9 protein-coding genes and 1 pseudogene are annotated in these 13,003 nt (G+C 69.9%); 3 read left to right on the forward strand and 7 right to left on the reverse strand.

The window, feature by feature from the left end; translation table 11 throughout:
• Positions 1-30: 30 nt before the first annotated feature.
• Positions 31-2,106: a phosphate acetyltransferase gene (pta, locus tag ACIA8D_RS14160; protein ID WP_399231850.1), complete on the reverse strand. Its 2,076-nt coding sequence runs from the start codon at positions 2,104-2,106 to the stop codon at positions 31-33.
• 295 nt (positions 2,107-2,401) lie between these two features.
• Here pta and ACIA8D_RS14165 point away from each other — a divergent pair, with 295 nt between their 5' ends.
• Positions 2,402-3,427: a 6-phosphofructokinase gene (locus tag ACIA8D_RS14165; protein ID WP_399231851.1), complete on the forward strand. Its 1,026-nt coding sequence runs from the start codon at positions 2,402-2,404 to the stop codon at positions 3,425-3,427.
• A gap of 13 nt (positions 3,428-3,440) precedes the next feature.
• Here the strand turns inward: ACIA8D_RS14165 and ACIA8D_RS14170 are convergent, their stop codons facing one another.
• The 4 genes and pseudogenes from ACIA8D_RS14170 to ACIA8D_RS14185 form a co-directional block, all read right to left on the reverse strand.
• Positions 3,441-4,127, reverse strand: a complete 687-nt coding sequence (locus ACIA8D_RS14170) for a helix-turn-helix domain-containing protein (protein ID WP_399231873.1) — start codon at positions 4,125-4,127, stop codon at positions 3,441-3,443.
• A 133-nt stretch (positions 4,128-4,260) separates the two neighbouring features.
• Positions 4,261-5,085 carry a carbohydrate ABC transporter permease gene (locus ACIA8D_RS14175; RefSeq protein WP_399231853.1) on the reverse strand — a complete coding sequence of 275 codons (825 nt, stop codon included), beginning with the start codon at positions 5,083-5,085 and terminating at the stop codon, positions 4,261-4,263.
• Positions 5,086-5,892 carry a carbohydrate ABC transporter permease gene (locus tag ACIA8D_RS14180; protein WP_399231875.1) on the reverse strand — a complete coding sequence of 269 codons (807 nt, stop codon included), beginning with the start codon at positions 5,890-5,892 and terminating at the stop codon, positions 5,086-5,088.
• A gap of 97 nt (positions 5,893-5,989) precedes the next feature.
• A pseudogene (locus tag ACIA8D_RS14185) lies at positions 5,990-7,357 on the reverse strand (ABC transporter substrate-binding protein).
• A 171-nt stretch (positions 7,358-7,528) separates the two neighbouring features.
• Between ACIA8D_RS14185 and ACIA8D_RS14190 the strand changes: the two are divergent.
• Positions 7,529-8,572, forward strand: a complete 1,044-nt coding sequence (locus ACIA8D_RS14190; RefSeq protein WP_399231855.1) for a YncE family protein — start codon at positions 7,529-7,531, stop codon at positions 8,570-8,572.
• 3 nt (positions 8,573-8,575) lie between these two features.
• Here the strand turns inward: ACIA8D_RS14190 and ACIA8D_RS14195 are convergent, their stop codons facing one another.
• Both ACIA8D_RS14195 and ACIA8D_RS14200 read right to left on the reverse strand, forming a co-directional pair.
• On the reverse strand, positions 8,576-9,259 hold the full coding sequence (locus ACIA8D_RS14195; protein WP_399231856.1) for a response regulator: 684 nt from the start codon (positions 9,257-9,259) through the stop codon (positions 8,576-8,578).
• Entirely contained in the window at positions 9,252-11,084 is a 1,833-nt protein-coding gene (locus ACIA8D_RS14200) for an ATP-binding protein (RefSeq protein WP_399231858.1), read from the reverse strand. Before ACIA8D_RS14200 ends, ACIA8D_RS14195 begins: the two co-directional genes overlap by 8 nt.
• A gap of 143 nt (positions 11,085-11,227) precedes the next feature.
• Here ACIA8D_RS14200 and ACIA8D_RS14205 point away from each other — a divergent pair, with 143 nt between their 5' ends.
• The gene (locus ACIA8D_RS14205; protein WP_399231859.1) at positions 11,228-12,625 is read left to right on the forward strand and encodes a cation:dicarboxylate symporter family transporter; all 1,398 of its coding nucleotides are present in this window, start codon (positions 11,228-11,230) and stop codon (positions 12,623-12,625) included.
• Positions 12,626-13,003: the final 378 nt, after the last annotated feature.

The following is a 13,003-nucleotide window of genomic DNA, read 5'->3' on the forward strand; positions in this document are numbered from 1 at the left end:
GTACAGCCTTCGGTGGGGGTTCTTCGGTGGTCAGTTGGCCGGGGTCTGGGCCTGGATCGCCGTGATGACGACCGTGTTGACGATGTCCTGCACGAGCGCGCCGCGCGACAGGTCGTTGACCGGCTTGCGCAGGCCCTGGAGCACCGGGCCGACGGCGATCGCGCCGGCCGAGCGCTGCACGGCCTTGTACGTGTTGTTGCCGGTGTTGAGGTCGGGGAAGATCAGCACGCTGGCCTGGCCCGCGACCTCGGAGTCGGGCAGCTTGGTGGCCGCGACGGACGGCTCGACCGCGGCGTCGTACTGGATCGGCCCCTCGATCTTCAGGTCGGGGCGGGCCGCCTTGACGATGTCCGTGGCCTCCCGGACCTTGTCCACGTCGGCGCCGGAGCCCGAGGTGCCGGTGGAGTACGACAGCATCGCGATCCGCGGCTCCACGCCGAACCGGGCGGCGGTGCCGGCGGACTGCGTGGCGATGTCGGCGAGCTGCTGGGCGTTCGGGTCCGGGTTCACGGCGCAGTCGCCGTAGACGAGGACCTTGTCGGCCAGGCACATGAAGAAGACCGAGGAGACGATCGCGGCGTCCGGCTTGGTCTTGATGATCTCGAAGGCGGGCCGGATCGTGGCGGCCGTGGAGTGCACGGAGCCGGACACCATGCCGTCGGCGAGGCCCTCCTGGACCATCAGCGTGCCGAAGTAGTTCACGTCGGCGACCACGTCGTTCGCCAGCTCCGGGGTGACGCCCTTGTGGGCGCGCATGGCCGCGTACGCGTCGGCGAACCGTTCCCGCAGAGCCGAGGTCTGCGGGTCGATGATGTCGCTGTCGGCGAGGTCGACGCCGAGGTCGGCGGCCTTCTTGCGGATCTGCTCGACCGGGCCGAGCAGCGTCAGGTCGCAGACGCCGCGGCGCAGGAGCACGTCGGCGGCGCGCAGCACGCGCTCCTCGGTGCCCTCGGGCAGCACGACGCGGCGCTTGTCCGAGCGGGCCTGCTCCAGGAGCTTGTGCTCGAACATCATCGGGGTGAGGCGGTCGGAGGACGGCGCCTGGATCGTCTTCAGCAGGCCCGTCGTGTCGACGTACCGCTCGAAGAGGCCGAGGGCGGTCTCCGCCTTGCGCGGTGTCGCGGCGTTCAACTTGCCTTCCATGGCGAAGAGTTCGGCCGCCGTGGGGAAGGAACCGCCGGCCACCGCGATCACCGGGGTGCCCGGTGCGAGACGCTCGGACAGCTTGAGGATCGCCTCGCCCGGTCGCTCGTTCAGGGTCAGGATCACGCCCGCGATCGGCGGGGTGCCCGCGCTGTGCGCGGCGAGCGCGCCGACGACGAGGTCCGCGCGGTCCCCGGGCGTGACGACCATGCAGCCGGGCGTCAGGGCGTTGAGGAAGTTCGGCAGCATGGCGCCGCCGAAGACGAAGTCGAGGGCGTCGCGCGCGAGCCCCGAGTCGTCGCCGAGCAGCACCTTGCCGCCGAGCGCGTGGGTGATCTGGGCGACGGTCGGCGCGGCCAGCGCGGGCTCGTCCGGCAGCACGTAGCAGGGCACCGGCAGCCGGCCGTCGAGCTTCTCCCGCACCTCGTCGCGGTCGGCGGGCGTCACCCGGTTGACGACCATCGCGAGGACGTCGCAGCCGAGGCCGTCGTACGCGCGGTACGCGTTGCGGGCCTCGGCGCGCACCGACTCCTCGGTCTGCTTCTTGCCGCCGACGACCGGGACCACGGAGGCGCCGAACTCGTTGGCGAGCCGCGCGTTGAGCGCCAGCTCGTCCGGGAGCTGGGTGTCGGCGAAGTCGGTGCCGAGGACGAGGACCACGTCGAAGTCGCGGGCCACTCCGTGGAAGCGGTCGACGAGCCGGGAGACCAGCTCGTCGGTGCCCTGCTCGGCCTGGATCGCGGAGGCCTCGTGGTAGTCGAGTCCGTACACCGTCGCCGGGTCCTGCGAGAGGCGGTAGCGCGCCCGCAGCAGGTCGAAGAGGCGGTCGGGGCCGTCGTGGACGAGCGGCCGGAAGACCCCCACCCGGTCGACCTGACGGGTCAGGAGCTCCATGACCCCCAGCTCCACGACCTGGCGGCCGTCGCCGCGATCGATCCCGGTCACGTACACGCTGCGCGTCACGCGTGCTCTCCGTTTCCCTCGTGGTTCTACGCGTCCCCACCCGGTGTTTCCGGGACGATTCGGTCTCTTTCGGGTCAAAAAAAGGCGCGCAATGAAAGCCGTGCCCCCTTGACAATACCTCTGGCGGTGGCTAGGCCGCCCGCCGGACAGAAGGCCTTTTCCACCGGGTACAAGTGCCCGTCGAACCCCTGCCGAAGCTCCCTGTACGGCCGAGCGCGAGCGCGTCCCCTCCAAGGGCGTGGAACAATCGACATCGCTCACCGACGTACCAGTAGCGAGCAGGAGACACAGCACGATGCGTATCGGAGTTCTCACCGCAGGCGGCGACTGCCCTGGCCTGAACGCCGTGATCCGGTCGGTCGTGCACCGCGCCGTCACGCACTACGGCGACGAGGTGCTCGGTTTCGAGGACGGCTACGCGGGGCTTCTCGACGGCCGCTACCGCCCGCTCGATCTGAACGAGGTCAGCGGCATCCTCGCCCGCGGCGGCACCATCCTCGGCTCCTCCCGCCTGGAGCGCGACCGGTTCCGCGCGGCCTGCGAGAACGCCAAGCAGCTCGCCGAGGAGATCGGTTTCGACGCCCTCATCCCGATCGGCGGAGAGGGCACGCTGACGGCGGCCCGGATGCTGTCGGACGCGGGCCTGCCGGTCGTCGGCGTGCCGAAGACGATCGACAACGACATCTCCTCCACCGACCGCACCTTCGGCTTCGACACCGCCGTCGGCGTCGCCACCGAGGCGATCGACCGGCTGAAGACGACCGCCGAGTCCCACCAGCGCGTCATGGTCGTCGAGGTCATGGGCCGGCACGCGGGCTGGATCGCCCTGGAGTCCGGCATGGCCGGCGGCGCCCACGGCATCTGCCTGCCGGAGCGGCCCTTCGACCCCTCCGACCTGGTCAAGATGGTCGAAGAGCGGTTCTCCCGCGGCAAGAAGTTCGCCGTCATCTGCGTCGCCGAGGGCGCCCACCCGGCCCCCGGCACCATGGACTACGGCACCGGCGAGATCGACCAGTTCGGCCACGAGCGCTTCCAGGGCATCGGCACCGCCCTCGCCTACGAGCTGGAGCGCCGCCTCGGCAAGGAGGCCCGCCCGGTCATCCTCGGCCACGTGCAGCGCGGCGGCACCCCCACCGCGTACGACCGCGTGCTCGCCACCCGCTTCGGCTGGCACGCCATGGAGGCCGTGCACCGTGGCGAGTTCGGCAAGATGACGGCCCTGTACGGCACCGACATCACGATGGTGCCGCTCGCCGAGGCGGTCACCGAGCTCAAGACGGTCCCGAAGGACCGGATGGACGAGGCGGAGTCGGTCTTCTAGGCGCTGGCCCCGCCTACGGATGACGGATCCTGGACCAGAACTCGTCCAGGATCCGCTCCAGGAACTGCCGCCCCGCGTCCCCCGCCCCGGGGGACGTGCCACCGCCCCAGCTCAGCGTGGCGGCCATCAGCGCCTGGTACTCCAGGTGCATCTCGTGCAGGACGTCCTCCAGCTCACGGCGCTGCACCGGAATGAGCCGGGCGATCGGCCGCACGGACCCCTGCCAGCGGGTGCGCGCCGCGTCCCGCAGCAGCTCCGCGAGATGCGCGTCGCGCCCGGTCACCGTCGACAGCGCGCGCGGGGTGAGCCGCAGTGTGTCGGCGAGCGCCGTCGACTGCCGGTCGTTGCCCTGCCAGTCGCCGGTCTCCTCCATCCGCAGATACGAGTGGATCTCCAGGCCCACGGAGCGGGCCACGTCCTCGGGCGCGAGTCCCAGCGCGAGCCGGTGCTCGCGCAGGGTCCGCGGCACTCCGATGAGTTCGCTCAGCGAGCACCACAACGCCCCGGCGAGCGCCGTGAGTTCCCCGGCGGTCGGCGCGGCGTCGCCCCGCTCCCAGGCGACGATCACGTCCGGCGTGATGTGCCCGAGCCCGTACGAGGCACGCATGCCGTACGCGACGTGCCCCGGCGCCATCCCGAGCGCTTCGCGCAGGCGCCGGGCGGCGGGGGCGTTGAACGGTGGTGTCGGCTGGTTGGGCATGGCCTCGTGCTGCACGGGCACAAAGTAGGGGGTCACGGGGCGTTTGGCTACGGTCCGTGCGTCCCGCGTGACAAGTTGGTACCTGTTGACGGAACTTGTGGACCCTCGTTCTCATGCACAAGGACGAGAGCGCTCAGCCCTTCACCGCGCCGCCCAGCGCGAAACCGCCGCCGAAGCGCCGCGACACCAGGACGTAGAGCAGCACCACCGGCGTCGAGTAGATGATGGAGAACGCGGCGAGCTGCCCGTACACGACGGTACCCCGGTTGCCGAAGAAGTCGTTGATGCTGACCGAGGCCGGCATCTGGTCGGGGGAGAGCAGCAGCATGAACGGGACGAAGAAGTTCCCCCACATCATCGCGAACGAGTACACGGTGACGACGGCGACGCCGGGCCCCATCAGCGGCAGCACGATCCGCACGAGCCCCTGGAAGGTGTCCGCGCCGTCCGTCCACGCGGCCTCCTCCAGCTCCTTGGGCACGCCGTCCATGAAGTTCTTCATCAGCCAGACGGCGAACGGGAGTTGGGACGCCGCGAAGAAGTAGATGGTCCCCGACATGGTGTCGATGAGATTCACCTGCACGAACAGCGCGTACACCGGGACCATCACCGCCGTGATCGGCAGACAGGTCGCGAACAGCGTCGTCGCGAGGAACGGGTTGTTCAGGCGCGAGCGGTAGCGGGAGAGCGGATACGCGGCGAGCGCGGCGCAGCCGACCGTGAGCGCGGTCGCGCTGCCGCACAGGATCAGCGAGTTGAGCAGCGGCGTGAAGGTGACATCGGGCTTCAGGACGTCGTCGAAATTGCCGAACGTCAGCTCCGAGGGCCACTTCACCCGCAGATTCGCGTCCGCGTCGACCGAGGAGAGCACGACCCAGGCGAGCGGCAGCGAGAAGGCGAGCGCGACGAGGAGCAGCGCCGCGTCCGCCGAGAGTCGTCTACGGATTCGGGTCTTCACTCAGTCCTCCGTGCGCAGCAGCCGCATGTACACCAGCGAGAACAGGGAGCCGACCACGAGCAGCAGCAGCGCCACCGCGGTGCCGTAGCCGATCATGGACTTCTGGAAGGCCTGCTCGTACATGAACAGCGGCAGGGTCTGACTGTGGTTGCCGGGCCCGCCGCGGGTCATCACCCAGATCAGGCCGAAGACCGACAGGGTCTGAAGCGTGTTCAGCATCAGGTTCGTGCCGATGGAGCGGCGGATCATCGGCAGCGTGATGTGCCAAAGCCGCTGCCAGGCGTTCGCGCCGTCCACCTCGGCGGACTCGGTGACCTCCGTCGGGATCTCGGAGAGCGCAGCCGAGTACACGAGCATCGAGAAGGCGGTGCCGCGCCACACGTTAGCGAACGACACCGCCAGGATCGGCAGGGTGAACAACCAGTTCTGACTGGGGAGATGGAGCCAGTCGAGGATCGCGTTGAGGGTGCCCTCGCGGCGGAAGAACGCGTACAGCAGAAAGCCGGCGACGACCTCCGGCAGCACCCACGCCGCGACCACGACGGCCCCGGTGACGCTCCTGACGGGCTTGGACGCGCGCTGCATGAGCGCCGCGAGCGCGAGTCCCAGCGTGTTCTGCCCGACGATCGACGACAGGAACGTGAAGACCAGCGTCAGCCAGACGGCGTTCAGGAACGCGGGATCCTTGAACGCCGCCGTGAAGTTGTCGAAGCCGACGAAGGACGACTCCGCCTGCCCGGTCAGCTGCAGATCGGTGAAGGCGATGTAGGCGCAGTACGCGATCGGGCCCGCGAGGAAGAGGGCCATGAGGACGGTCGCCGGCGCGACCGGCACGAGCCGGAGGGCGGCCCTGCGACGGTTCCGGGTCACTGTGGCGCTCGCTTCTTGCTCAACTCCCTTCCGTTCAAGGCTTCTTGACGACCTTCCCGTCCGTCGCCGTCCTCACCTGCTCGTCGTACGTCGACGCCGCCTTGTCGACCGAGGCGTCGCCCGTCGTCACCGACTCCATCGCCTCCTGGATCGCCGTGGAGACCTTCGGGTACGCGGGGTACGCCGGCCGGTAGTGGGTGCTCGCCACGAGGTCCGTGAAGAACTTGATGCCGGGCTGCGCCTTCACGTACGCGGGGTCCTCGGCCACGTCCTTGCGGACCGCGATGCCGGAGTTGGCGATGTACCAGCGCTTGGCGTTCTCCTTCGTCTGCATCGTCTTGACGAAGTCGAAGGCGAGGTCGGGATTGGCGGACTTGGCCGGGATCGCCCAGGTCCAGCCGCCCGACATGGAGACCTTGCCGGGCGCCTGGCCTTCCTGCGTCGGCATGTGGGCGAGGCCGAGCTTCTGCGACCACTCGGGCCACTCGTGGCCGCTGCCCTTGATTCAGTCCTGCGGCAGCCAGGAGCCGTCGAGGTTGATGCCGAGCTTGCCCTCGGGCAGCAGCTCGCCGCGCACCTGGGTGGGGAAGTTGGGGTCGAGGGCGTCGGAGACGTCGGGGCCGAGCTTCTCCTTGAAGACCGTCCGCACGAAGCCGAGGCTGTCCTTGAACGCCTTCGTGCCGGTGACCCACTTGTTCGTGCCCTTGTCGTAGAGCGGGTCGGCGGTGCCCGCGCCGGTCCCGTACAGGAGCATCTGGAAGCCCTGCATCGTCGAGGCCTCGCCGGCCGGCTTTCCGGTGTAGACGTTCAGCGGGGTGACGCCGGGGACCTTCCGCTTGATGGCGCGGGCGGCGTCCAGGACCTCGTCCCAGTTCTTCGGCTGCCAGGGCACCGCGATCCCGGCCTTTTTCAGGATCGCCTTGTCGTACCAGAGGCCGCGGGTGTCGGTGCCGTCCGGGACGCCGTACGTCTTCCCGTCCCTGGCCTTCGCCGCGGTCTTCGCCGTGCCGATGAACTGGTTCCAGTCGCCCCACTTGTCCAGATACGCGTCGAGGGGCTTCAAGTACCCGCTGGCGATGTCGGAGTTGATGAGGAAGGTGTCCTCGTAGACGAGGTCCGGGGCCGTCCTGGGGGAGCGGAGCATCTGCTGGAGCTTGGTGTAGTACTCCGCGTCCGGCGCCTTGATCGGCACGAACTCCACCTTCTTGCCGGGGTTCGCCTTCTCGAACTTCTCCTTCATCGCGGCCAGGTAGTCGTCCATGACCTTGACCTTGTTGTCCGTGGACTGCTTGAAGGAGACCTTGATGGTGTCCGAGTCGCTTCCGGAGTCGCCGCCGCAGGCGGTGAGCGTCGCGGCGGCCAGCAGCACGGTGACGGTGAGGATCGGGGCGGTGGGACGCACGGGCACGACCTCCTACGGAGCAGCGCGGGCATCGTTGCCTCGCGGGGCTGCCGTGAAGGTATGAGCGGCGGCGATCAGGGTCAATGGGTGGTGCGAGTTAGGTAAGGCTAAGCTAAGTTAGTCTTCGGGTGGCGTCGCAACGCCCCCGTCCGCAAAGGAGATTGACGCAGCATGCCTCGAATCACCCCCAGGATCCGCCGTTCCGCCGCCGTCGCCGTGGCCCTCGTCGCGGGCGCCACGCTCGCCCCCGCGGGCGCCGCGAACGCCTCCACCACCTCCGCTCCGGCCACCGCGCCGGTCACCAAAGGCCTCTACCAGTCGGCGTACTCGGAGCGGAACCACGCCCTGTGGACGACGTCGGCCGTGGGCCGTCCCCCGGTGACGACGTCCGCGCTCACCAAGCTCGACCCGGTCACGCTGAAGGTCGAGGCGACGTACACCCCGCCGGTCACCGACGCGGCCACCGGCGCCGTCGAGGCGGTCTACGGCATCGCGGTCGACGACGAGCACAACACCGTGTGGGTCACCAACACTCGCGACAACACGGTCGCCGTCTACAGCCAGCGGAACGGCGCCCACCTCGCCACCCTCCCGAACGTCGCCCACGCCCGCGAGGTCGTCGTCGACGAGAAGCACGACACGGTGTGGGCGAGCGGCTTCGGCGACGGCAGCGTCGTGGGCTTCGACAGCCGTACGTTCGCCGAGAAGAAGCGCGTCACCGTCGAGGGCGCGGGCCCGACCGGCCTCGCCGTCGACGGGCGCACCGGCACGGTCTACGCCGCCGACCTCACCAACGACCAGCTGATCGAGGTCACCCGGAAATCCACGAAGCCGCGCCTCATCCCGACCGGAGACGGCCCCATCTCCGTGGCCCTCTCCAGGAACGGCCGCACCGCCTACACCGCGGACAACACGGCGGGCACCGTCTCCGTCGTCGATCTGCGCAAGGGCCTGGTCACCAAGTCGGTGCCGACGGGCGCGGGCACCCTGTCCGTGGCCGGCGACGACCGCTCGGGCAAGGTCGTCGCGGTCAACCGCACCGACGCGACCGCCACCGTCGTCGACCCGCGCAAGGGCTCCGTGGTCAAAACGGTGCGCACGGGCGCCAACCCGAACCACGTGGAGCTCACGCGCGGCACGGCGTACGTGGCCGACAAGTCGGGCACGGGCCCGGCGGGCGAGGACACCGTGACGCGGTTCCGAGTGGCGAAGTAGCGGCTACTTCCAGGTGTAGACGAGCTCCGGCCGGCCGACCTGCCCGTACTGCGGGCTGCGCACGGCACGGCCGGAGTCGACCAGGTGCTCCAGATAGCGGCGGGCCGTGATCCGCGAGATCCCCACCGTCTCCGCGGCGGCCGCCGCCGTCAGGCCCTCGGGCGCGTCCCGCAGCGTCTGCGTGACGCGTTCGAGGGTGGGCGCGCTCAGCCCCTTGGGCAGCGCGGCGGGGGCGGGCGAACGCAGGGTCGCGATCGCCCGGTCGACCTCGTCCTGCCCGGACGCCTCGCCGGTCGTCGCGCGGTACTCGGCGTAGCGCACGAGCCGGTCCCGCAGCGTGGCGAACGTGAACGGCTTCAGCACGTACTGCACGACCCCGAGCGACACACCCTCCCGGACCACCGCGAGGTCGCGCGCGGACGTGACCGCGACGACATCCGCCTGATGCCCGGCCGCGCGCAGCGAACGGGCGAGCGAGAGGCCGTGGCCGTCCGGCAGGTGCAGGTCGAGCAGGAGCAGGTCCACGGGTTCCCGGTCCAGGAACCGCCTGGCCTGCGCCGCCGAGTGCACCTTGCCCACGGCCGTGAAACCGGGAACGCGCCCGACGTACATCGCGTGCGCATCCGCCGCGACGGGGTCGTCTTCGACGACGAGAACCCGAATGCTGCTGCCCTCAACGTCAGTCACGGGGTCCTCTTTCGGCAGTTCCGGCAACTTCTGCGCGTGCTGCGGCGCGCGTGCTTTCTGCGTCGCGGGTGTCCGCAATTCCGGCGGCGCGTGTGGTTCCCGTGCCGCGGGTGTCCGCAAATCCAGCCCCGCCGGCGATTGAGGCGCGGGGTCCGGGGCAGAGCCCCGCGGCCGTAACGCCGTCCTGCGCCGAGGACTCGGGGCTCCGCGCCTCAATCGCCGCGGGGGCTTGATGGGCAAGCGGCACCCGAACGGTGAACTCCGCCCCGCCCTCCACCGCCCGACCCAGATCCAGCACCCCACCACACCGCGTCAACGCCTGCCGCACCAACGCCAGCCCGAGCCCCCGCCCCCCGGACCCCGACGGCTTCGTGGACCACCCCCGCTCGAAGACCGCGTCGACGTGCTCCGGGTCCACACCCGGCCCCGTGTCCGCCACCCGCAACACCAACACATCGTCAGCGGCCCGCGCCGTCACCGTGACCCGCGCCCGGGGCGACCCCTGCGCCGCGTCGACCGCGTTGTCGACGAGGTTGCCGAGCACGGTGACCAGATCACGCGCGGGCAGCGCCTGCGGCAGCAGCCCGTCGTCGATCCGCGTGTCGTCCGACACCACCAGCTCCACCCCGTGCTCATTGGCCTGCGCCGCCTTCCCGAGCAGCAGCGCGGCCAGCACCGGCTCGTTCAGCGCGCCCACGACCTGATCGGTCAGCGCCTGCGCCAGCTCCAGCTCGGCGGTCGCGAAGTCCACCGCCTCGTCCGCCCGGTCCAGCTCGATCAGCGAGACGACCGTGTGCAGCCGGTTCGCCGCCTCGTGCGCCTGCGACCTGAGCGCCCGCGTGAACCCCCGCTCGGAATCCAACTCGCCCATCACGGCCTGCAGTTCGGTGTGGTCCCTGAGCGTGACGACCGTGCCGCGCCGGTTCCCGCTCGCCACCGGCGACGTATTGACGACCACGACCTGGTCGACCGTCAGATGCACCTCGTCGACCCGCGGCTCGGCGGCCAGCAACGCCCCCGTGAGCGGCGCCGGCAGCCCCAGCTCGGCCACGGACCGCCCCACCACGTCGTCGCCGACACCGAGCAGGGCCCGCGCCCCGTCGTTGATCAGCGCGACCCGCCGCTGCCCGTCCAGCATCAGGAGCCCCTCGCGCACCGCGTGCAACGCGGCCTGGTGATAGGCGTGCATCCGGCTCAGCTCGGTGGCGTTCATCCCGTGCGTGTGCCGACGAAGACGGGCGTTGATGACGTACGTACCGATGCCGCCCAGCACCAGCGCGGCGAGCGCGACCCCCGCCACGGCGAGCACCTGCCCCTGCGCCTGAGCCGTGATGACATCGACCGTGATCCCGGCACTGACGAGCCCGACGACCCTGTGCCGCCCCTCGTCGTACACCGGCGTGACCACCCGCACCGACGCCCCGAGCGTCCCCGTGTACGTCTCCGAGAACGTGTGCCCCTTCAACGCGGGCCCGATGTGCCCGAGGTAGCGCTCCCCGATCTGCCGCTCGTCCGGATGCGTCCAGCGGATCCCGTCCGGATCCATGATCGTCACGAAGTCGACGCCGGTGTGCCGCTGGACCTCCCGCGCGTACGGCTGCAGCCGCGCGGTCGGATCCACCGCGCCCGAGGCCGCCTCGCGCACGGACCGCGCGTCGGCGACCGCCCGCGCCGTGGCCGTGGCCTGGCGCCGCGCGCTGTTCTCCGCCTGCCCCCGGTCACTGACGTACGTGAAGAGCGCGCACCCCGCCACCACGACGGCCACCAGCACGACCTGCATCGCGAAGAGCTGGCCCGCGAGGCTGCGGGGACGGGGGATACGCATGCGAGCCAGTCTGCCTCTTCGTATAAGCGCGAACTAAATGAACGGAAGGGTGACGGTCCTCACCGGGGGGAGAGATAGTCGCCAGGATTCGCAGGACGTGAGCCGCACGACCTGGTACGCCGACGTCGTCGTCAGGAGGAACCGTGGCCGATACAGAGACCGCGAAACCAGCCGCACCAGCGAAGCGGGACCGCACTCACTATCTCTACATCGCCGTGATCGTGGCCGTGCTGCTCGGTATCGCAGTCGGCTTCATCGCACCCGACTTCGCCAAGGAGCTCAAGCCCATCGGCACGGGCTTCGTGAACCTGATCAAGATGATGATCTCGCCCATCATCTTCTGCACGATCGTCCTGGGCGTCGGCTCCGTCCGGAAGGCCGCGAAGATCGGCAAGGTCGGCGGCCTCGCCCTCGGCTACTTCATGGTGATGTCGGTCGTGGCCCTCGCCATCGGCCTGGTCGTCGGCAACCTGCTGCACCCCGGCGACGGCATGCACCTCACCGAGGCCGTGAAGGGCGCGGGCCACACCGCGGCCGAGGAGGCCAACGAGGGCCCCGTCGACTTCCTCCTCGGCATCATCCCGACCACCATGGTCTCCGCCTTCACCGGCGACTCGGTCCTCCAGACGCTGCTGATCGCGCTGCTCGTCGGCTTCGCCCTCCAGGCCATGGGCCGCTCCGGCGAGCCGGTCCTGCGGGGCATCGAGCACATCCAGAAGCTCGTTTTCCGCGTCCTCGGCATGATCATGTGGGCCGCCCCGGTCGGCGCCTTCGGCGCGATGGCCGCGGTGATCGGCGAAACCGGCGTCGACGCCCTCAAGGCCCTGGCCACGATCATGGTCGGCTTCTACGTCACCTGCGCCCTGTTCGTCGGCATCGTGCTGGCCGCGATCATGCGCCTGGCGACGGGCTTCAACATCTTCATGCTGCTGAAGTACCTGGGCCGGGAGTTCCTGCTGATCCTCTCGACCTCCTCCTCGGAGTCGGCGCTGCCGCGCCTGATCGCGAAGATGGAGCACCTGGGCGTGAGCCGCCCGGTCGTCGGCATCACCGTCCCGACCGGCTACTCGTTCAACCTCGACGGCACCATGATCTACCTGACCATGGCGTCCATCTTCATCTCCGACGCCCTGGACCAGACAATGTCCGTCGGCCAGCAGATCGGCCTGCTCCTCTTCATGATGATCGCGTCGAAGGGCGCCGCGGGCGTCTCCGGCTCCGGCATCGCGGTCCTCGCCTCGGGCCTCCAGTCCCACAAGCCGGGCCTGGTCGACGGCGTCGGCCTGATCATCGGCATCGACCGCTTCATGAGCGAGGCCCGCGCCCTCACGAACTTCGCGGGCAACGCGGTGGCCACGCTGCTCATCGGCACGTGGACCGGAGAGGTCGACCGGGACCGCGTCCGGCGGGTCCTCGCCGGCGAGCTGCCCTTCGACGAGCGCACGCTGCTGGACTCCGGCGACTCCTCCGGCTCCGACACGTCCGACTCGGACGTCCCTACGCCGCGCGACGGCGGCGCGAAGGAGCCGGTCGGAGCCTGATCCCTCAGTGCTTCCGCGAGGCGGGGCCCGGTGCGATACGTCGCGCCGGGCCCCGCTTTTGTGCCGCGGGGGCAGGTGGCGTAGAGTCCTTCGAGTTGCCCACAGGGCGGCACCCCCAACCACTCGCACGATCTCCCGACCGGGATTCTATTCGGCATGCCCGAATTCAATTCCGAACCCCCGATTCGCTCGGGAGCCGGGAATCCGCTAATGTTTGGGACGTCGGAACGGCCCAACAGCCGCAAAGACAAACCCCGCTGACTGGGAATCAGGCCCGAAAGGGTCTGATAGAGTCGGACTCGCCGGAAAGCCGAAAGGCCGGAAAGCGAAGCGGGACCGAGGGAAATCGGCCGGTGAAACGGTCTGATAGATTCGGAA

It is taken from the genome of Streptomyces sp. NPDC051684 (assembly GCF_044453445.1).
In the GTDB taxonomy this organism is placed as follows: Bacteria; Actinomycetota; Actinomycetes; order Streptomycetales; family Streptomycetaceae; genus Streptomyces.